Here is a 20,238-nt window from a genome sequence, read left to right as displayed (position 1 = left end):
GCAGGCTCATTCGGCCGCGATGCGCTCCATCGCGATGGCACGAAGCCGGGCGCGCTGGATCTTGACGCCGTTCGCGCTGTCGGTGACGGGGAAGGCCTCCACGACATAGATCCGCGCCGGGACCTTGTAGCCGGCAAGCCGCTCACGCAGGCGTGCGACCAGCTTGTCCTGCCGTGGCGGCTCTGTGTGAGGTCCTTGGGCCGGGATCACGAAGGCGACGCAGCGCGCCTGTCCCTTCAGATCGACCGCAACCACCTGGGCGTCGGCCACGCCAGCGCACGATTTGAGCTCGTCCTCGATCTCGCCGGGCGCGACCAGGAAGCCGCCGAGCCGCATCGCATCACCCGCGCGGGTTTCGTAGACGAAGGCGCCGTCGCCGCGCAGCCGGCCGATGTCGCCGGTGCGGAAGAAGCCGTCGGCCGTGATCGCATCGCGCGTCGCGTCCGGGTTGTTGAAATAGCCGAGGAAGCGCGACGGCGCGCTGATCTCGATCTCGCCAGAGACGCCGCGAGCGGCGAGTTCGCCGGTCTCGGTGTCGCGCACACGGACCTTGGCCTCCGGCGACATCGCCCAGCCGCCGCCCTCGATGCGATCGGTGAACGCGTCACTCGAGCGGGCGATCGAGAACAGCGCCTGCACCTCGCTCGAACCGTAGAGGCCGAACAGGGGCATGCCGCGCGCTTCGGCCTCCGCGGCAAGCTCGCGCCAGCCGGGCTGGAACGCGGCAAAGCCGCAGACTTCGAGATGCGGAAACGGACGCGGCGCCTCGGTGAGGGCGAGGATGCGGCGGAACATCTCATCCGAGCCAAAGGCGTGCGTGATCCCGCACTCGCGGAGAATCTCCAGCGCCGGCGCCGCCTCGAAGGCGTCGAGCGCATGGACGGTCGCGCCCGCTGCGACGAAGCCGAGCAGGCTCGTCATGCCAAAGGTGCCGCAGAACGGCAGCATGGCCAGCAGCGAATGGCGCTGCGGATCGAGCTGGAGCGCCTTGGCAACGGAGGCGGCATGGGTCGCCAGCGTCCGCTGCGAATGCGCGACGAGCTTTGGCCCCTTGGTCGTGCCTGACGTGGTGTAGAGCAGAACCGGCAGATCGACATCGTCCGGCGGCGGCGAGGCCGACGGGTAGGATTTGTCGAAGGCATCGAAGCGCACGCAGGGCCATTGGGAGGGAATCTTATCCGCACCGACCACCGCAAGCTTTTGCAGCGCGGGCACCTCGTCCTTGGCGACGTCGGCGAGAATGGCGGAGAAATCGATCGCGCGGAATGTGGCCTCGACCACCATCAGCTTCGCACCGGACACCCTAAGCAGATGCGCGACCTCTGCACTGCGATAGCGCGTGTTGACGGCGGCGATCACCGCACCACGCCGGGCGGCGGCGAACAGCAGCGCGATCCATTCGATCCGGTTGACCAGGCAGACCGCGACGACGTCGCCCTTGCCGATACCGTGCGCGGCAAGCCAGGCGGCGGTCTGCTCGATCTTCTCTGAGAATTCGGCGTGCGAGACCGGCGTGCCGTCGAACACGAAGGCCGGATCGGCGGCGGCCTCGGTCCGGATCAGCGATTGCAGCGAAAATTGGTTGGCGTTCATGGCAACCGGACTAACCCGATCGCGCAAACCTGTCTACTTGGTGCCGAACATCCGGTCGCCGGCGTCGCCCAGGCCCGGCACGATGTAGCCGTGGTCGTTGAGGCACTCGTCGATCGCGGCGGTCCAGACCGGCACGTCCGGATGCTCGCTCTGGAACTGCGCGATGCCTTCAGGCGCGGCCAGGAGGCAGACGAAGCGGATGTCGCGGGCGCCGCGCGCCTTCAGCAGGGAGGCGCCGGCGCAGGCCGAGTTGCCGGTCGCCAGCATCGGGTCCATCAGGATCACGGTGCGGTCCGACAGGTCCTGCGGCGCCTTGAAGTAATATTCCACGGCCTGCAACGTATCAGGATCGCGGTAGAGCCCGATATGGGCGATGCGCGCCGAGGGCATCAGCGCCAGCATGCCGTCGAGGAAGCCGACGCCCGCGCGCAGGATCGGCGCGAGCGTGAGCTTCTTGCCGGCGATCTTGGGCGCCCGCATCGACGCAATCGGCGTCTCGATCTCGACCAGCTCCAGCGGCAGATCGCGCGTCACCTCGTAGCCGAGCAGCATCCCGATCTCGTTCAGGATCTCGCGAAAGCTCTTGGTCGAGCGGTCCTTCTCCCGCATCAGGGAGAGCTTGTGCTGGACCAGGGGATGGGCGACGACGTGGACGTTGCTGCTGCTCATGAAACCGATCTACACGGTTCCTTGAAATCGCGCCAGATCGGGCTGGCGTTTTCCGAGGGGGACGCGGCCTCAGCCGGGCATCGCGACCGCGCTGCGGAGCCGATTGCTCGCCTCGTAGGCAGCCATGGTCAATTCGCGGTCGATTGCCGTACGCATGGCGTCCATGGCCGGCTGGCGCAGGCGCTTCTTTGCGATCGCGTGCGACGGCTGGTGGATCGCGCGCAATGTCGCGATGGTCTCCTCGAGAGTGTTGTCGATGGCTTCCGGCGCAACCACGCGATCGAGAAAGCCCGCCGTCAACGCCTCCCCGGGCTCATACATCTCGCCCAGCGTCGCGGTGCGGCTGAGCCAGGCCGGATGCAGGCGGCTGCGGGCAAGCTCGATGGCAAAGCCCGGCGGCGCGATGCCGATGGCGACCTCGTTCAGCCCCATGCGGTGCGGCCCGGCCGCGCCCAGCCTGACGTCGCAGGCGAGTAGCAGGAACGTCCCCATCGGGAAGGCGTGGCCTTCCATCACGCCGATGGTCGGATGCGGAAACGACATCAGCCGCAGCGCAAGCTCGGCGCCGGCCCGGATCATCTCGAGGCTTTTGGCGGCGTCGCCCGATGCGAACACCTTGAGATCGAAGCCGGCGGAAAAAATGCCAGGCCTCGTCGAGCGCAGCACCACGATCTGAGCCTCCGTCTCGGCACGGTCAAAGGCCGCGCCGATCTTGGCCAGCATCGCGGTCGACATCACATTGACCTTGCCGTCGTCGAGCACGATCCGCGCGACGCCGTCTTTCAGCTCGTAGCTCATTCCCTCAGTCATTTGCCTCTTTCCTGTCGTTGCCACACCTTGACTGTCGGAGGCTGATGTAGACCAATCAATATAGTTTTTGTCCGAAGGAGAATGCCATGCCGGCCGTGCCGAAGCATCGCCAGCCCATCATCAACGCGGCGGTGACGCTGTTCCGGCGCCAGGGCTTTGCCAGGACCGGCCTGAACGACATCGTCGATGTCAGCGGCGCGCCAAAAGGGTCGCTCTATCATTACTTTCCGGATGGCAAATCCTCGATCGCGGTGGCGGCGGTCGAGGAGGCAGGCCGGCGCGTGGCGGCAACGATCGCAAAGCTCGCGGAGGAGTGCGGTTCGACCGGCGAACTTTTGCGCGCGCACGCAAGGTTGCTGGCAGGGTGGATGCAGGGCTCCGGCTATCGCAATGGTTGTCCGATCACGACCGTGCTGCTGGAACTCGCGCCACGCGAGCGGGCCGTGTCGGATGCCGGCCGCAAGGCCTATGCGGCGCGGATCGCTATCCTGCGCGACAAGCTTCTCGCCGACGGCCTTGCCCGGCCGCGTGCGGACGCGCTGGCCGTGCTCTGTACCTCGGCCCTCCAGGGCGCGCTGATCCAGGCCCGCGTCGAACGCAGCGGCCGGCCGATCGAGGTCACGGCGGCGGAACTGGCGCGGCTGATCGAGGCGGAAGCGACGAGGTGAGGGGGCTAGGCCCCAAGCCCCCGCGCCACGAGCGTGATCACAATCGTCAGGATCGCGCCCCAGACCAGGCTCAGCGTCATGGTCAGGATCGTCGTGGTGACCGCGTGCTCGAGATGTCCCTTGAAGAGTTGCACGCTACTTGTCCGCGGCAGGTGCTGCGCCGAAGTGCGTGCCGAGCAGCAGTGCAGCCAGCAATGCGACCAGGATGGCGATCTTGAGCTCGATCATGGCCGCAGCCTCGCCACCACGCGCGCAAGAATCTGCCTGGCTCCCTGCGCCAGCACGATCAGGAAATTGCCGCGGTTATCGACGTCGAGTTCGAAGGTCTCGGTCGGGAACACCAGGGCGCAGTGCGCCGGTGCGCTCTGACGGTGGGCAAAATCCACCGCCGAGCTCTTGAACAGGAATAGACCGCCGACACGTTCATTCGCTTCGCGTGCGACCCAGAGGCCGGCGCTGTTGCGCCCAATGAAGAAGGCGGGAATGGCGGCGCTGACGACATCCGGATCGAGCGGCCTGAGCGTTGCCGCCTGTTTGGTGTCAGCTCGGCGACGGGAAGCCTGAAGGGCGATTGCGGTCATGGCGGCCTCTTCACACATCTGCAAGGTCATAGGGGCCTCCCTGCGGGTCAGCCGTGCATGTGCCAGACATAGATTGCGGTCCTCAGTGCGATCAGCGCAGTGAGCACGCTGCCCATCGAGAGCAGGGCGAGCCCTTGCAGGGCGACGCGCTTGAGCTGGGCCTTGCGCGCCGTCGAGATCCGCGACGGGCGATCGGCTTCATCGAAGGGCCGGTCAAGGCTATGTGTCAGCATCGACATCTTGGAAGTCCTTGTCTGTGGTGCGGCGAGACGGCCGCTCCAATCTGCCTCTCATGATGGCCGCCGCCGCGTAGGATTGCGAGATGATCGCTGGGACCTCCGCATAGGAATGTCATAAAGATGCTGGCGGTCGCGCCGGCAGTCCTTTGAAGAGGTTCGGGTCGCTGCAAAGCGCAGGACTGCCAGCTGCCAGGCGCAGAGCAGCCTGTGATGGTCTTCGACTGATGGCTGCATGTGATATCCGCAACGCCGAGACGCGTCAGGCTCCGACGCTGTCGATCAGCTCCTCGTCGGCGATCGCGGCGAAGGCGCGTACCACCTCCCTCTGCGCGGCCGCGTTCAGCGGCACGATCGGCAGCCTCGTGGCCGGCGACATCAGACCCAGCACGCTCAGGGCGCTCTTGAGCGCTGCCGGGCTGTCCTTGGCGAGACAGGCGACGAGCGGGACCAGGCGCTTGTGCAGGTAGCCGGCGGATTGCAGGCGGCCCTGCTTGATCTGCGAAAAGATCGTGCGGCAAAGGTCGGGGGCGATGTTGGAGACCTCCGAGATCGCGCCGTCGCCACCGCTCGCGATATAGCCGAAGGCGGTGACGTCGTCGCCGGAGAGCAGGCGAAAGCCTGATGGCAGCAGCCGGGCGAGGCGCATCGGGCGGGTGATGTCACCGCTTGCGTCGCGCAGGCCCACGAACTGACGGGATTCGACCAGGCGCAGAAGCGTCTCGTCGGCAAGTGGGCGCAGCGTACGGGAGGGAACGTCGTGCAGGATCACGGGCAGGCCGATCCCGCCGGCGATCGCGCGGAAGTGCGCGAGCATGCCCTCCTGCATCGGCTTGTTGTAGGCCGGCACCACCGCCATGACGGCATCGGCGCCGGCCGCTTCCGCCCGCCGCGCAACTTCGATGACCTGGCTGGTGGCATTCGACAGCGCGCCGGCGATGATCCGGACGCGGCCGCGGGCAGCGTCGACCGCGGCGCGGATGACGAGCTCCTGCTCGGCCGACGAGAGTGTTGATGCTTCACCGGCTGTCTCGCAGACCACGATCGCGGGGACACCCGCCGCGATCTGGCGCTCGCAGAGCGCGGCGAACGCCTCGAGATCGATGGCGTCAGCCGCGTCGAACGGGGTCGGCAGGTCCGGAATGAAGCCGGTGAACCAGGCAGAGGGGGGAATGAACATGGCGTTTCGCCGGAAAGGGCGCGCTCAGGCGGCGCGTTGCGAGAGATTGGGGGTCTTGCCCATGTCGAGCTCGATCTCGCGTGGCAGCTCGACGATGGTCTCGGGATGCTGTCCGTTTTCGAACAGCGCATATTTGATGGCCTGGGCGCGACTGACGAACAGGCCGCCATAGAGACCGTTCTGCTCCTGCGCGATCCACTGGCCGCGACTGTTCCTGCCAATGAAGACGATGGTGGAAGGCGCGCTGCACGAGGGAGGTTCGACGAGTTTCACTTCCGTATTCCTTCTGATCGCTACAGGCGGTGGCAACATCTGCCGCACCAGCGCGCTCAATATCCTGTCTTGCGGATATGATTTCGAGGGTGCCCCCGCGGTGATCTCATAGGAACGTCATAAAGCCGCGAGCCGGCTGTTCAGATCAGTTGATTGACGGTATGGACCAGCGCGAACAGCGCGCCGAACGCGACGCCTTCGTCCCAATGGTTGAGGTCGGGGCCGAACAGCGGCTCGCGCCTGACGAGGCCGGCGAGGCTGCACAGGATAATGGACATCCAGAGCAGGGCGGCGAGGCTGCGGCCAAAACCGACGCTGCCGAATGCGGCAAAGGTGGCGAGCAGCGCCACGCGGACGGCAAATCGAGCCATCACGCGTGTCGGGCTCAGCGTGCGTGGCATGTCCGGAGCTTGCGACAAGGCCAAACCTCGTTCGGCGTCCTAGCCGAAATTGTCGCAGCCGACCGGCTCGTAGAGCGATTCCAGGGTCGGGCGCACGGTGGGGACGCTGGGCCGCGGCACCTCCACGGCCAATGCTTGCACCTCGACGAAAGCCGACAGCACGGCGAGCGCGAGGTCGGCGTGGTGGGCTTCGACGGCGGCGTCCAGCCAATCCGGCAATTCGCGCTCGCGCGACAGCGCGCAGTGCCACTCCCCCTCGTCATAGGCGATGCGGCGGACCTGCCATAGCGGCAGCTCGAGCTCCATCAGCGCCAGTGCGGCATCGGCCCAGGCCTCAACGTCGATCAGGCGCACGATGCGTGTGGCGCGCTTGCTTTGGCCGGGCGAGGGGAAACGCCGACAGACGCGATCGATGATCTCGAGCATCAGCGGCCGGGTCATCGCTCGCGCATTGCGCAGGCGTTCGCCTAGCGAAAGCGGATCGTAACATCGAAGTGCGGCGGTCATGTAGGCCTCCTGGAATTGGCGTCGGTCAGTCGGCCGGCATTCCCAAGATGGCTGGAAGCGCATTTGAAAACGAGATGAGGAGGGGGCGGGAGATATAGGGATTTCATAAGTATGCACGCGGTGCGGGCAAGAGGCGCGGACGGCGCCCATTTCCCGACTGTCGTCTCCGCCGCAGATGGAGGCTTATACAAACCGGCGTTTTGAAAAGAACTTGCCGCAGCCTGCCGTAACTATCGGGGGGCATGGTGATGGTGGATCGCGCGCTGCGACCGTTGTCCCGAACGGCCGGCCTTTATGGGATTCCTATAACTCCGCCATAGGCCTCATCTCGAAAACCTATGTGCGTGGTGGCACTTCAGCGCGGTGAAAGTCCCGATCGGGTCTGCGGAACACGTGTTGCGCTTGATCTACCGCCAGCTGCCTGCCGGGGGAACAAAGGCACGATTGCCTCTCGAACAGAGCACAACGAGGAGTTTTCCGATGATGGACATTCTGATGCTGGCGCTGGGCTTCGGCTTCTTCGCCCTTGCGATCGGCTACACCTACGCCTGCGAACGGCTTTGAGGGAGCGGACCATGATCTTCGATTATTCGCTCGCCGGCGCCGTCTCGCTCGGCCTCCTGTTCTACCTCACTTATGCGCTGCTGCGGCCCGAGCGATTCTGACCGTGCTCCTGCTTCTCGAACTGCTGCTCGCGGACGCCGCGCTCGTCGCGTGCCTGCTCGCGCTGATCCTGCCGCTCCTGCGCAGGACACAAGATCTAAAGGGTTAATTCCATGACTGTGATCGGTTGGCTCCAGATCATTCTCTTCTGCGTCATTATCGTCGCGCTCACAAAGCCGCTCGGCTGGTACATGACGCGCGTGTTCAACGGCGAGCGGACCTTCCTGTCGCCGGTGCTGCGTCCGATCGAGGCCGGCATCTACTGGTTCTCCGGCGTCGACGAGAAGCGCGAGCAGCATTGGCTGACCTATACCGTCGCCATGCTGCTGTTCCATGTCGGCGGCTTCCTCATCATCTACGGCGTGATGCGGCTTCAGGCCGTGCTGCCGTTCAATCCGGCCGGGCAGTCGGCGGTCGCCGAGGATCTCTCCTTCAACACCGCGATCTCCTTCATCACCAACACCAACTGGCAGAACTACGGTGGCGAGAGCACGCTGTCCTACCTCGTGCAGATGCTCGGCCTGACGCACCAGAATTTTCTGTCAGCAGCCACCGGCATCGCGCTCGCGGTCGCCCTGATCCGCGGCTTCTCGCGCGCCTCGGTGCGCACGATCGGGAATTTCTGGGTCGACGTCACCCGCTGCACACTCTATGTGCTGCTGCCGATCTGCATCGTCTACACGCTGTTCCTCGTCTCTCAGGGCATGCCGCAGACGCTCGGCGATTATGTCGAGGCGACCACGCTCGAAGGCGCCAAGCAGACCATCGCGGTCGGGCCGGTCGCCTCGCAGGTCGCGATCAAGATGCTCGGCACCAATGGCGGCGGCTTCTTCAACGCCAACGCGGCGCACCCGTTCGAGAATCCGACCGCGCTGTCGAACTTCATCCAGATGCTGTCGATCTTCGCGCTCGGCGCCGCGCTCACCAACGTGTTCGGCCGCATGGTCGGCAACCAGCGCCAGGGCTGGGCGATTCTCTCGGTCATGGGCGTGCTGTTCCTCGCCGGTGTCGCCGTCACCTATTGGGCCGAGGCCAACGGTACCTCGACGCTGCATGCGCTCGGCCTGACCGGGGGCAACATGGAGGGCAAGGAGGTGCGCTTCGGCATCGTCGCGTCCTCGCTATTCGCCGTGATCACGACGGCCGCCTCCTGCGGTGCCGTCAATGCCATGCATGACAGCTTTACCGCGCTCGGCGGTATGATCCCGCTGATCAACATGCAGCTCGGCGAGATCATCATCGGCGGCGTCGGCGCCGGTCTCTACGGCATGCTGCTGTTCGTCGTGCTCGCGATCTTCGTGGCAGGCCTGATGGTCGGCCGCACGCCGGAATATGTCGGCAAGAAGATCGAGGCGCGCGAGGTCAAGATGGCGATGCTCGCGATCCTGGTGCTGCCGCTGATGTATCTGGGCTGGACCGCGGTCGGCGTGGTCTATCCGGCTGCGGTCGCCTCGATGGCGAATGCCGGGCCGCATGGCTTCACCGAGGTGCTCTATGCCTTCACCTCGGCGACCGGCAACAACGGCTCGGCCTTCGCGGGCCTCACCGGCAACACCATCTTCTACAACCTCACGCTTGCAAGCGCGATGTTCGTCGGCCGCTTCTTCATGATCGTTCCGGCGATGGCAATTGCTGGCTCTCTGGCCGCCAAGAAATCGATCGCGCCGTCGGCGGGCACGTTCCCGACCACGGGCGGGCTGTTCGTCGGCCTCGTCGTCGGCGTCATTCTGATCATCGGCGGGCTGACCTTCTTCCCGGCCCTCGCCCTCGGCCCCATCGTCGAGCATCTCGCGATGAACGCCGGCAACGTCTTCTGATCGAGCTCTTTCGGAGTTACGTCCATGGAAACTGTCCTTAAGACCAACAAACGCATGCCGATTTCGGCGATGCTGGATCCGAAGATCGTGGTGCCCGCCATCGGCGCTGCTTTCGCCAAGCTCGATCCGCGGCTGATGATCAAGAACCCCGTGATGTTCGTGGTCGAGATCGTGGCTGCGCTCACCACGGTGATCTTCCTCCGCGATCTCCTCACCGGCGGCGAGAATCTCGGCTTCACCTTCCAGATCATCGTTTGGCTCTGGTTCACGGTGCTGTTTGCCAACTTCGCCGAAGCGGTGGCCGAAGGCCGCGGCAAGGCGCAGGCGGAATCGCTGCGCAAGACCCGCACCGAGAGCCAGGCCAAGCTGCTGACCGGCGCCGGCCTGGCCTTCAATCTCGTGCCGGGGACCAGCCTCAAGGTTGGTGACATCGTGCTGGTCGAGGCCGGCGATACCATTCCCTCCGATGGCGAGGTGATCGAGGGTGTGGCGTCCGTCAACGAGGCCGCCATCACCGGCGAATCCGCGCCCGTGATCCGCGAGTCCGGCGGCGACCGTTCGGCGGTGACCGGCGGCACCCAGGTGCTGTCCGACTGGATCCGCGTCCGCATCACCGCCGCGCAAGGCTCGACCTTCATCGACCGCATGATCAAGCTGGTCGAGGGCGCCGAGCGGGCGAAGACCCCGAACGAGATCGCGCTTAACATCCTGCTGGCCGGCCTCACCATCATCTTCGTGTTCGCCACCGTCACCATCCCGAGCTACGCGGCCTATGCCGGCGGCTCGATCTCGGTGGTTGTGCTGGTCGCGCTGTTCGTGACGCTGATCCCGACCACGATCGGTGCGCTGCTGTCGGCGATCGGCATCGCCGGCATGGACCGCCTGGTCCGCTTCAACGTGCTGGCGATGTCTGGCCGCGCGGTCGAGGCCGCCGGCGACGTCGACACGCTGCTGCTCGACAAGACCGGAACGATCACGCTCGGCAATCGGCAGGCGACCGCGTTCCGTCCCGTGCGCGGCGTCACCGAGCAGGAGCTCGCCGATGCGGCCCAGCTCGCCTCGCTCGCCGACGAGACCCCGGAAGGTCGCTCCATCGTGGTGCTGGCCAAGGAGAAATACGGCATCCGCGGCCGCGACATGGCCGAGCTGGGAGCCACCTTCATCCCGTTCACGGCGCAGACCCGTATGAGCGGTGTCGATGCCGGCGGCTCGTCGGTGCGCAAGGGCGCGGTCGATGCGATCCTCAACTATGTCGGTGGCGGTGCACCGCTGGTGGTCGCCTCAGGCAACACGGCTCGTTCCATCCAGCCCGGCGGGCTCTCGGACATCGGCCGCGAGGTCCAGACCATTGCCGACGAAATATCGAAGGCCGGCGGCACGCCGCTGGCGGTCGCCAGGGACGGCAAGCTGCTCGGTGTCATCCAGCTCAAGGACATCGTCAAGGGCGGCATTCGCGAGCGCTTTGCCGAGCTGCGGCGCATGGGCATCCGTACTGTCATGATTACCGGCGACAATCCGATGACGGCCGCCGCGATCGCAGCGGAAGCCGGCGTCGACGACTTCCTGGCGCAGGCAACCCCCGAGGACAAGCTCAAGCTGATCCGCGACGAGCAGGCCAAGGGCAAGCTGGTGGCGATGTGCGGCGACGGCACCAACGACGCCCCGGCGCTCGCCCAGGCCGACGTCGGCGTCGCCATGAACACCGGCACCCAGGCCGCGCGCGAGGCCGGCAACATGGTCGACCTCGATTCCAACCCGACCAAGCTGATCGAGGTGGTCGAGATCGGCAAGCAGCTGCTGATGACGCGCGGCGCGCTGACCACGTTCTCGATCGCCAACGACGTCGCGAAGTATTTTGCGATCATCCCGGCAATGTTCCTGGCGTTCTACCCCCAGCTCAACGTGCTCAACGTCATGAACCTGTCGAGCCCGCAGAGCGCCATTCTGTCGGCGATCATCTTCAACGCGCTGATCATCGTCGCGCTGATCCCGCTGGCGCTGAAGGGCGTCGCCTATCGCGCGGTCGGTGCCGGCGCACTGCTCCGGCGCAACCTCTTGATCTACGGCCTCGGCGGCATCGTCATTCCCTTCCTCGGCATCAAGGCGATCGACCTTGTGGTGACCGCTTTGCACCTGGCTTAACCGTCATCGCCGGGCGCACGACGCCCGCGCAATGACGAAGACTTAGGAGACACAACATGCTCAGAGAAATCCGTCCCGCCATCGTCCTGCTGCTGGTGCTCACCGCCATCACCGGACTTGCCTATCCGCTCGCAATGACCGCTATTGCCGGCGCGCTCTTTCCCGCACGGGCGCAGGGCAGCCTGATCGAGAAGGATGGCAAGGTCATAGGCTCCGCCCTGATCGGGCAGGAGTTCAAGGACGACAAATACTTCCATAGCCGCCCCTCGGCGACGGTCGCGCCGGACCCGAACGATTCGACCAAGACGGTGCCGGCGCCCTACAACGCCGCCAATTCGGGTGGCTCCAATCTCGGTCCGACCAGCAAGGCGCTGGCGGACCGGCTGAAGGAAGACGTGGACAAGCTCAGGGGCGAGAATCCCAACGCGGCCGTGCCGGTAGATCTGGTGACGACGTCAGCCAGCGGCCTCGATCCCGACATCTCGCCGGAGGCGGCGCAATTCCAGGTCCCGCGCGTGGCGAAGGCGCGGAATATGCCGGAGGATCAGGTCAAGCAGCTCGTGACCGCCAACACTGAAGGCCGGTTGCTCGGCCTGCTTGGCGAACCTCAGGTTAACGTTCTGGCGTTGAATCTTTCACTGGATCGCGCCGCCGCCAAATAGCGGTCTAGGCTCGCGGCGCGCGGATGATTATATTGGCAAAATGGTTCGAGAGCGCCGCGATACCGAACAACGTCCGTCGCCCGAGGCGCTGCTGGAAGCAGCGCGCCGGGAGGAGGGCGCGAACGGCAAGCTGAAGATCTTCGTCGGCGCCGCCCCCGGCGTCGGCAAGACGTATGAGATGCTGCAAAGCGCACACGCCAGGCGCAAGGCCGGCATCGACGTCGTGGTCGGCTTCGTCGAGACCCATGGCCGCGCCGAGACCGAGGCGCTGGTGCGCGGGCTGGAAGTGATCCCGCGCAAGAAGCTCGATTACCGCGGCCAGATTGTCGAGGAAATGGACCTCGACGCCGTGATTGCGCGCCGGCCGAAAATCGCGCTGGTCGACGAGCTCGCCCACACCAATGCCGACGGCAGCCGCCATCCAAAACGCTATCTCGATGTCGAAGAACTTCTGTCCCACGGCATCGACGTCTACACCGCCGTCAATATCCAGCACATCGAGAGCCTGAACGACGTCGTCGCGCAGATCACCCATGTGCGGGTGCGCGAGACCGTGCCGGATTCGGTGTTCGACCGCGCAGACGCCATCGAGCTGATCGACCTCACGCCCGACGACCTGATCCAGCGGCTGAAAGAGGGCAAGGTCTATGTCTCCAGGCAGGCCGAGCGGGCGCTGGAGCATTATTTCTCGCCGGGCAACCTCACCGCGCTGCGCGAACTCGCGCTGCGGCGCACGGCCGAACGGGTCGACGAGCAGCTGCTCACCCACATGCAGGCGAACGCGATCGCCGGTCCCTGGGCTGCGGGCGAGCGCATCCTCGTCTGCGTCAGCGAAGATCCGCGCGCGGCCGGGCTCGTGCGCTATACCAAGCGCCTGGCCGACCGGCTGCATGCGCCGTTCACTGCGATCTCGATCGAGACGCGGCGCTCGCTCCAGCTCTCAGACGAGGCGCGAGACCGGCTCGCCGACACGCTGCGGCTTGCCGAAGCGCTCGGCGGCGAGGCGTTGACCATTCCGGCTGTCGGCCGCCGCATCGCCGACGACGTCGTCAGCTTTGCGCAAGGCAACAATGTCACCCAGATCGTGATCGGCAAGTCGACGCGCTCGCAGTGGTTCGAGATGACGCGCGGCTCCGTGGTGCACGATCTGGTGCGCCGCTCCGGCAATATCAGCGTGCACGTCATTCCTGGCGACGAACTCACGAGCGAGCCGGCGCCGAAGACGGCGGTGCAGACCGCAGCGCGATCGGACCCGTTCGATGCCCGGCCCTATCTGAAGGCACTCGGGATCACCGCGCTTGGCCTTGCCGCCGCCGTGGCCATCAAGCCGTATTTCGGCATTGAGAACGTCGACCTGATGTTCCTGACCGCGGTGGTCGCCGTGGCGGTCCGCTATGGCTTGTGGCCGTCGTTGCTTGCAAGCATCGCGGCGTCGCTGGCATATAATTTCTTCTTCCTGCCGCCGGTCTACACTTTTACCATCACCGATCCAACCAACGTCGCGGCGTTCTTCTTCTTCATGCTGATTGCGTTCGTGGTCTCGAATGTCGCGGGACGGGTGCGGACCCAGGCCGACACCGCGATCGGGCGCATCAGGACCACCGAACAGCTCTATGCGTTCAGCCGCAAGCTTGCGGGGACAGGCACGCTCGACGACGTGCTGTGGGCGACCGCTTACCAGACCGCGCTGATGCTCAAGGTCCGCGTCGTGCTGTTGCTGCCGGAAGACGGCCTGTTGACGGTGAAGTCGGGCTATCCCCCCGAGGACGATCTCGATCAGGCTGACCTTGCCGCCGCCAATTGGGCCTGGAGCAATGACCGCCCTGCAGGCCGCGGCTCGGACACGTTGCCGGGCGCAAAACGGCTGTTCCTGCCGATGCGCACCGGGCGTGGCCCGATCGGCGTGATCGGCATCGACAACGACCGCACCGGTCCGCTGTTGACTCCGGACCAGCGTCGCCTGCTCGACGCGCTGGTCGACCAGGGCGCGCTGGCGATCGAGCGCGTGCTGTTGGTCGAGGACGTCGATCGCGTCAAGCGCACCGTCGAATCCGAGCGGCTGCGCTCCGCATTGTTGACCTCGATTTCACACGACCTGAAGACGCCGCTCGCATCCGTGCTGGGTGCGGCCTCGACCATGCGCGATCTCGCCAGCGCGCTCTCCGACACCGAGAAGCGCGACCTGCTCGCGACGGTGATCGACGAATCCGAACGGCTCAACCGCTTCATCGCCAATCTGCTCGACATGACCAAGCTCGAATCCGGCGCCATCGTGCCCAACACTGCGTTGCACGATCTCGGAGAGATTGTCGGCAGCGCGCTCCGGCGTGCAGCCAAGATCCTCACCGCCCACAAGGTCGAGTTGGAGTTGGCCGCAGACCTTCCTATGCTCCAGCTCGATGCGGTGCTGTTCGAGCAAGTGCTGTTCAACCTGCTCGACAACGCCGCAAAATATTCGCCGCCCCACGCGACGGTCTCGATTCGCAGCCGGCGCGACAGCGACCATGTGGTGCTCCAAATTGCCGACGAGGGCGACGGCATTCCGTCCGAAGAGCTCGAAAGCGTGTTCGACAAGTTTTACCGCGTGCAGAAGGGCGACCATGTCCGTCCCGGCACCGGGCTCGGGCTCGCCATCTCCCGTGGCTTCGTCGAGGCGATGCGTGGCACGATCTCGGCCGCGAATCGCGGCGACCGGAGCGGCGCGGTTCTAACCATCCGTCTGCCCATTCCGGCCCGGACCCGCGCATTGGATACCGCCGCATGAGCGCTGCCCCGATCAAAGTGCTGGTCATCGACGACGAGCCGCCGATCCGCAAATTGCTGCGGATGGGGCTCTCGACGCAAGGCTATGAAATCCTGGAGGCGCCGAACGGCAAGATCGCGCTGGAGAAGCTCGGCGAGGATCCCGCGCTGATCATCCTCGATCTCGGCCTGCCCGACATCCAGGGCCATGAGTTGTTGCGCACCATCCGCGCCCGCAATGAAGCTGTGCCGATCGTGGTGCTGTCGAGCCGTGGCGACGAGGCCGGCAAGGTGCAGGCGCTCGACCTCGGCGCCGATGATTACCTGACAAAGCCGTTCGGCATGGACGAATTGCTGGCGCGCCTGCGCGCCGCGCTGCGGCACCAGCTTCAGATCCAGGGCGAACGCCCGGTGTTCCGTGCCGGTGATCTCTCGGTCGATCTGGTGCGCCGGATCGTCAAGGTCGGCGAGCGCGACGTCAAACTGTCGCCGAAGGAATATGACCTCCTGCGTGTGCTGGTGCAGCACGCCGGCAAGGTGCTCACCCACCGCTTCCTGCTCAAGGAGCTCTGGGACGAACTGACCGACGCGCAATATCTGCGCGTCTATGTCCGCCAGCTCCGGCAAAAGATCGAAGCCGATCCGGAGCGGCCGCAATATGTGCTGACGGAGACGGGGATTGGCTATCGGTTGAAGGCGGGGGACTGATTCTCGCAGATCCGTAGGATGGGTAGAGCGCAGCGAAACCCATCATCCCTCCGCGCCTGACGACGCGTGATGGGTTTCGCTGCGCTCTACCCATCCTACGACGACAGCATCAATGACGGGGCAAATCACCCCGCCTTTCGACGCGCTGCCGTGGACCGGTGCGTCTTCTTTGCGGCCCGCTGTCGCCCCGATGCTCGGCGCGCGTGGGACTTCGCCGTCTTTTTTCCGCCGCCGCGTCCCTTCAAGCTCTGCTTCAGCGCATCCATCAGGCTCACGACATTGCTCGGCTGCTCTTCCGGCTCCGGCAGCTCGATTGTCTTGCCGCTGGCTTTGCGCTTCACCAGGGCCTTCAGCGCGCTCTCGTAATCGTCCTTGAACTTGCTGGGGTCGAAATGCGCCGCCTTGGTGTGGAGGATGTGGCTGGCGAGCTCAACCATGTCCTTGGTGATCTTCGGGCTCTTGATGTCGTCGAAGAACTGGTCCTCGTCGCGCAGCTCGTAAGGGAAGCGCAGCGTCGTGCCGAGCAGGCCCTTGCCGAGGGGTTCGATCGCGATGATGTGCTCGCGGTTGGTGAGCACGATCTTGGCGAGCGCGACGCGATCCTGGTCCTTCATGGCGTCGCGGATCACGGCAAAGGCATCGGCCGCAGCCTTGCCGTCGGGTGCGATATAATAGGGATGATTGAGATAGCGCTGGTCGATCTCGTCGCTCGGCACAAAACTCTCGATGTCGATGGTGTGGTTGCTCTCGATCTGGACCGCTTCGAGCTCCTCCGGCTCGATCTCGACATATTTGCCCTTGCGCAGCTCGTAGCCGCGTCCCTTCTGGTCGCTCTCGACGACGTCGCCGGTCTCGGAATCGATCATCTGCTGCTTCAACCGGTTGCCGGTCTCGCGGTTGATCATGTGAAACCGCGTCTTCTCGGCCGCGGTGGTCGCCGGATAAAGCACGACCGGGCAACTGACCAGCGAGAGCTTCAACGTTCCCTTCCAATAGGCGCGCGGGGCCATTCCGTTCTCCAGTGTCTTCGAGGCATTTTGGAACCCCAACCGTCCCGTGGGGTTTTGGTTCCGGGTGGGACGCAGGCCATGATAGGCTTCCACGCCGAAAGAGAATCCGGGACCAGTCGTGCTGCAAAAGCTCTCCAAGTATCGACAGAAACGTGATTTCGAGAAGACGTCGGAGCCGTCGGGGAAGACGGCGGTGGCGCCATCGAAGCAGCGGCGCTTCGTGATCCAGAAGCATGACGCCTCGCGGCTGCACTACGATCTGCGGCTCGAGTTCGACGGCGTCTTCAAGTCCTGGGCGGTGACGAAAGGTCCCTCGCTCGATCCGCGCGACAAGCGCTTGGCCGTCGAGGTCGAAGACCATCCGCTCGACTATGGTGATTTCGAGGGCACGATTCCAGAGGGCCAGTACGGCGGCGGAACGGTCATGCTGTGGGACCGCGGCACCTGGGAATCCGATGATCCCGAACGCGGTTTCAAGAAGGGCGACCTCAAGTTCACCCTGCATGGCGACAAGCTGCACGGAAGCTGGGTCCTGGTGCGCATGCGCAACGACCGCACCGGCGGCAAACGGACCAATTGGCTCTTGATCAAGCACCGCGACGAATATGTCCGCGAAGGTGCGGAGAACGACATTCTCGAGGAGGACAAGTCGGTCGCCTCCGGCCGCGCGATGGATCAGATCGCCGGAGGCAAGGGACGCGCGCCAAAACCGTTCATGCTGGCGAAGGGCGCCAAGGGCGCCAAGGGCAAGGCCGACGCGGTCTGGCAGTCCAACCGGGCCGAGGAGACGAAAGGACGCACGGTCAAGCCGGCGCCGCGCGCGGCGTTGAAGACCGGCAAGACGGCGAAGAAGAAAGCCACGACCGCGACGACCGCGAAGAAGGCCGTGGAGATGCCGGATTTCGTGGCGCCGCAGCTCTGCACGCCGGTCGAGCGCCCGCCGGGTGGCGATGGCTGGTGTCACGAGATCAAGTTCGACGGCTACCGCGTGCAGCTTCGGGTCGAGGACGGCAAGGCGACGTTGAAGACGCGCAAAGGCCTCGACTGGACCGGCAAATTCGCAAATATCGCGAAGGAGGCGGGCGCGTTGCCGGATATGATGATCGACGGCGAGATCGTCGCGCTCGACCACAACGGGGCACCGAATTTTTCGTCGCTCCAGGCCGCGCTCTCGGACGGCAAGACCGAAGAGCTCATCTTCTTTGCATTCGACCTGTTGTTTGCGGAAGGCCTCGATTACCGCCGGCTGCCGCTCGGCGAGCGCAAGGCGCGGTTGAAGGGGGTGCTGGAGGCGCGCAAGCGCAAATCGACCCAGATTCGCTATGTCGAGCATTTCGAAAGCGGCGGCGACGCCGTGCTGCAATCGGCCTGCAAGCTCGAGCTTGAGGGCGTGGTGTCGAAGAAGCTGGATGCACCCTATCGCTCCGGTCGCACCGAGAGCTGGGCCAAGGCAAAATGCCGCGCCGGCCATGAGGTCGTGATCGGCGGCTACAAGACCACCAATGGCAAATTCCGCTCGCTGATGGCCGGCGTGCACCGCGGTGATCATCTCGCCTTCGTCGGCATGGTCGGCACCGGCTTCGGCGCCGACACGGTCAAGCGCATCATGCCGTCCTTGAAGGCCATGGAGGCTACGCAAAGCCCCTTCGGCGGCAAGAACGCACCGAAAAAAGCGCGCGAGGTGCACTGGCTGAAGCCAAAGCTTGTGGCCGAGATCGAGTTCGCCGGCTTCACCGCCGACGGCAATATCCGCCAAGCCGCCTTCAAGGGTCTGCGGCAGGACAAGCCGGCGGAGGAGGTCGAGGCGGAAACGCCCGTGGATACCAAGCTCGCCGAGCCTTCCAGCAGGTCCCGGGCCAGGGCCAAGCCTGCCGCCCGGCCGAAGGCAAGCAGCGGGGCCGAGGTGATGGGCGTCGTGCTCTCCAAGCCGGACAAGGCGCTGTGGCCGGACGGCGGCGACGGCGAGGGCGTGACAAAACTCGATCTCGCGCGCTATTTCGAGGCGATCGGTTCCTGGATGATCGAGCATATCAAGGGCCGTCCCTGCTCGATCGTGCGTGCGCCTGATGGCATCGGCGGCGAAAAATTCTTCCAGCGACACGCCATGCAGGGCACCTCGAACCTGATCGAGCTCGCCAAGGTTTCGGGCGATCGCAAGCCCTATTTGCAGATCGATTGCGTCGAGGGGCTCGCGGCCGTGGCGCAGATCGGCGGCGTCGAGCTGCATCCCTGGAATTGCGCGCCCGGCGCTTATGACACGCCGGGCCGGCTGGTGTTCGATCTCGATCCCGCGCCGGACGTTGATTTTCCCGAGGTCGTCGATGCAGCCAAGGAGATGCGGCAGCGCCTGACCGATGTCGGCATGGAAAGCTTCTGCAAGACCACCGGCGGCAAGGGCCTGCACGTGGTCGTGCCGCTGCTCCATGGCGCACGGGACAAGGTGAGCTGGAAGGAGGCCAAGGCCTTCGCGCAAGGCGTCTGCCAATGGATGGCGGATGACGAGCCCGAGCGCTATCTGCTCAACATGTCGAAGAAGCTGCGCAACGGGAAGATTTTTCTGGACTATCTGCGCAACGATCGGATGTCGACGGCGGTGGCGCCGTTATCCCCCCGGGCGCGAGATGGCGCCACCGTGTCGATGCCGGTCACGTGGGCGCAGGTGAAGAGCGACCTTGATCCGAAGCGATATACGGTGCGGACAGTGCCCGGCTTGCTGGCGCGATCGAAGGCGTGGGATGGCTACGACGATGCAGCCGCGTCGATCAAGGCCGCGATTAAGAAGCTCGCCGGGAAAATGAAGTAGGGTGGGCAAAGCGAAGCGTGCCCACCATCTTCTCTCAGCCGAGCAAAAAGGTGGGCACGGCGCGTTGCGGCTTTGCCCACCCTACTAGATCTTCGCTCGGTCGCTAGATCCGTCCCAGCAGCAGCAGGATCAGCAGGATGACGATGACGAGCCCGAGGCCGCCGCCACCATAATAGCCGGTGCCGTAGAACGGGCCGCCGCCGATGCCGCTGAAGCCGCCGAGCAAGGCGATGACCAGAATGATCAGAATGATCGTACCGATAGACATGCGAATTCTCCTCCAGCCCTTTGTTGAAAGGGTCGTCTGCAACTTGTCCCGTTGTGCGAGGGCAACTTGCCGCAGGTTTTAAAGTTCCGCCGATGAAACAGCAGTTGCACGGTCAACTTGCATGGAACCTTTGACGCACGGGCCGGCATGATTATGTGAGGATCAATCACTCACAGGGCAGGGCCATGTCAGCACCGCTAGTCGTCTCTATTCCGCACAGTCTCGGCCGCGAGGAGGCGGTGCGCCGGCTCAAGACCGGGCTGGGGCGCGCTGCAGCCAGCATTCCCGTCATGCAGGTCGAGGAGGAGCGCTGGAGTGGTGACAGCATGAATTTTCGCATCCGTGCGCTGGGGCAGATTGCGAGCGGCCAGGTCGACGTCGCTGACGACCATGTCAAGGTGCAGGTGGTGCTGCCCTGGCTGTTGCAGCGATTTGCCGAGATGGCGCAGGCCACGATCCGCAAGCGCGGCCAGCTGCTGTTGGGCAAAGACGGGAAAAGCTAGCG

General features: G+C 65.0%; 21 protein-coding genes. 9 read left to right on the top strand and 12 right to left on the bottom strand.

Annotated features, from left to right (window positions below; all coding sequences use genetic code 11):
• Positions 1-6: 6 nt before the first annotated feature.
• The 3 genes from JQ591_RS29775 to JQ591_RS29765 form a co-directional block, all read right to left on the bottom strand.
• Positions 7-1,593 carry an AMP-binding protein gene (locus tag JQ591_RS29775; protein WP_211399543.1) on the bottom strand — a complete coding sequence of 529 codons (1,587 nt, stop codon included), beginning with the start codon at positions 1,591-1,593 and terminating at the stop codon, positions 7-9.
• Between the two features lie 33 nt (positions 1,594-1,626).
• On the bottom strand, positions 1,627-2,262 hold the full coding sequence (gene upp / locus JQ591_RS29770; RefSeq protein ID WP_211399542.1) for a uracil phosphoribosyltransferase: 636 nt from the start codon (positions 2,260-2,262) through the stop codon (positions 1,627-1,629).
• A gap of 69 nt (positions 2,263-2,331) precedes the next feature.
• Positions 2,332-3,072, bottom strand: a complete 741-nt coding sequence (locus JQ591_RS29765; RefSeq protein WP_211399541.1) for a crotonase/enoyl-CoA hydratase family protein — start codon at positions 3,070-3,072, stop codon at positions 2,332-2,334.
• A gap of 86 nt (positions 3,073-3,158) precedes the next feature.
• On the opposite strand from JQ591_RS29765, the gene JQ591_RS29760 reads away from it, so the two are divergent.
• Complete coding sequence (locus JQ591_RS29760) at positions 3,159-3,740, top strand: TetR/AcrR family transcriptional regulator (RefSeq protein WP_211399540.1); 582 nt, start codon at positions 3,159-3,161, stop codon at positions 3,738-3,740.
• Between the two features lie 5 nt (positions 3,741-3,745).
• On the opposite strand, the gene JQ591_RS35610 is transcribed toward JQ591_RS29760, so the two are convergent.
• From JQ591_RS35610 to JQ591_RS29730, 7 genes are all read right to left on the bottom strand, one after another.
• On the bottom strand, positions 3,746-3,874 hold the full coding sequence (locus tag JQ591_RS35610) for a hypothetical protein (protein ID WP_283817973.1): 129 nt from the start codon (positions 3,872-3,874) through the stop codon (positions 3,746-3,748).
• A gap of 90 nt (positions 3,875-3,964) precedes the next feature.
• Positions 3,965-4,351, bottom strand: coding sequence for a hypothetical protein (locus JQ591_RS29755; protein WP_211399539.1), 387 nt, complete (start codon positions 4,349-4,351; stop codon positions 3,965-3,967).
• Positions 4,352-4,368: 17 nt separating this feature from the next.
• Complete coding sequence (locus tag JQ591_RS29750) at positions 4,369-4,560, bottom strand: hypothetical protein (RefSeq protein ID WP_211399538.1); 192 nt, start codon at positions 4,558-4,560, stop codon at positions 4,369-4,371.
• 259 nt (positions 4,561-4,819) lie between these two features.
• Positions 4,820-5,737 carry a 4-hydroxy-tetrahydrodipicolinate synthase gene (gene dapA / locus JQ591_RS29745; RefSeq protein WP_211399537.1) on the bottom strand — a complete coding sequence of 306 codons (918 nt, stop codon included), beginning with the start codon at positions 5,735-5,737 and terminating at the stop codon, positions 4,820-4,822.
• A gap of 24 nt (positions 5,738-5,761) precedes the next feature.
• Positions 5,762-6,010, bottom strand: coding sequence for a hypothetical protein (locus tag JQ591_RS29740; protein WP_211399536.1), 249 nt, complete (start codon positions 6,008-6,010; stop codon positions 5,762-5,764).
• A 140-nt stretch (positions 6,011-6,150) separates the two neighbouring features.
• Positions 6,151-6,381 (bottom strand): hypothetical protein, encoded by a 231-nt coding sequence (locus JQ591_RS29735; RefSeq protein ID WP_433995220.1) that lies wholly within the window; start codon positions 6,379-6,381, stop codon positions 6,151-6,153.
• 69 nt (positions 6,382-6,450) lie between these two features.
• Entirely contained in the window at positions 6,451-6,918 is a 468-nt protein-coding gene (locus tag JQ591_RS29730; RefSeq protein ID WP_211399534.1) for a hypothetical protein, read from the bottom strand.
• A 575-nt stretch (positions 6,919-7,493) separates the two neighbouring features.
• Between JQ591_RS29730 and JQ591_RS29725 the strand changes: the two genes are divergently transcribed.
• From JQ591_RS29725 to JQ591_RS29700, 6 genes are all read left to right on the top strand, one after another.
• Positions 7,494-7,583: a K(+)-transporting ATPase subunit F gene (locus tag JQ591_RS29725; RefSeq protein ID WP_018454042.1), complete on the top strand. Its 90-nt coding sequence runs from the start codon at positions 7,494-7,496 to the stop codon at positions 7,581-7,583.
• 111 nt (positions 7,584-7,694) lie between these two features.
• Entirely contained in the window at positions 7,695-9,398 is a 1,704-nt protein-coding gene (gene kdpA, locus JQ591_RS29720; protein ID WP_211399533.1) for a potassium-transporting ATPase subunit KdpA, read from the top strand.
• Between the two features lie 24 nt (positions 9,399-9,422).
• Entirely contained in the window at positions 9,423-11,540 is a 2,118-nt protein-coding gene (gene kdpB / locus JQ591_RS29715) for a potassium-transporting ATPase subunit KdpB (protein WP_211399532.1), read from the top strand.
• Between the two features lie 56 nt (positions 11,541-11,596).
• The gene (locus JQ591_RS29710; RefSeq protein WP_211399531.1) at positions 11,597-12,202 is read left to right on the top strand and encodes a K(+)-transporting ATPase subunit C; all 606 of its coding nucleotides are present in this window, start codon (positions 11,597-11,599) and stop codon (positions 12,200-12,202) included.
• A gap of 40 nt (positions 12,203-12,242) precedes the next feature.
• Entirely contained in the window at positions 12,243-14,966 is a 2,724-nt protein-coding gene (locus tag JQ591_RS29705; protein ID WP_211399530.1) for a sensor histidine kinase, read from the top strand.
• Positions 14,963-15,652, top strand: a complete 690-nt coding sequence (locus tag JQ591_RS29700) for a response regulator (protein WP_211399529.1) — start codon at positions 14,963-14,965, stop codon at positions 15,650-15,652. The genes JQ591_RS29705 and JQ591_RS29700 overlap by 4 nt, the downstream gene beginning before the upstream one ends.
• Before the next feature lie 125 nt (positions 15,653-15,777).
• Here JQ591_RS29700 and JQ591_RS29695 read toward each other — a convergent pair whose 3' ends face one another.
• The gene (locus JQ591_RS29695) at positions 15,778-16,662 is read right to left on the bottom strand and encodes a Ku protein (protein WP_211399528.1); all 885 of its coding nucleotides are present in this window, start codon (positions 16,660-16,662) and stop codon (positions 15,778-15,780) included.
• 118 nt (positions 16,663-16,780) lie between these two features.
• Between JQ591_RS29695 and ligD the strand changes: the two genes are divergently transcribed.
• Positions 16,781-19,465 (top strand): DNA ligase D, encoded by a 2,685-nt coding sequence (gene ligD, locus JQ591_RS29690; protein ID WP_211399527.1) that lies wholly within the window; start codon positions 16,781-16,783, stop codon positions 19,463-19,465.
• 103 nt (positions 19,466-19,568) lie between these two features.
• Here ligD and JQ591_RS29685 read toward each other — a convergent pair whose 3' ends face one another.
• Positions 19,569-19,733, bottom strand: coding sequence for a DUF3309 family protein (locus JQ591_RS29685; RefSeq protein ID WP_007595743.1), 165 nt, complete (start codon positions 19,731-19,733; stop codon positions 19,569-19,571).
• 185 nt (positions 19,734-19,918) lie between these two features.
• Here JQ591_RS29685 and JQ591_RS29680 point away from each other — a divergent pair, with 185 nt between their 5' ends.
• On the top strand, positions 19,919-20,236 hold the full coding sequence (locus JQ591_RS29680; protein WP_211399526.1) for a polyhydroxyalkanoic acid system family protein: 318 nt from the start codon (positions 19,919-19,921) through the stop codon (positions 20,234-20,236).
• The last annotated feature ends 2 nt before the right edge of the window (positions 20,237-20,238 follow it).

The sequence above is a fragment of the Bradyrhizobium canariense genome, assembly GCF_018130465.1.
Classification (GTDB): domain Bacteria; phylum Pseudomonadota; class Alphaproteobacteria; order Rhizobiales; family Xanthobacteraceae; genus Bradyrhizobium; species Bradyrhizobium canariense_C.
The sequence above is the reverse complement of the archived record's forward strand: the minus strand, read 5'-3'. Positions and strand labels throughout refer to the sequence as shown.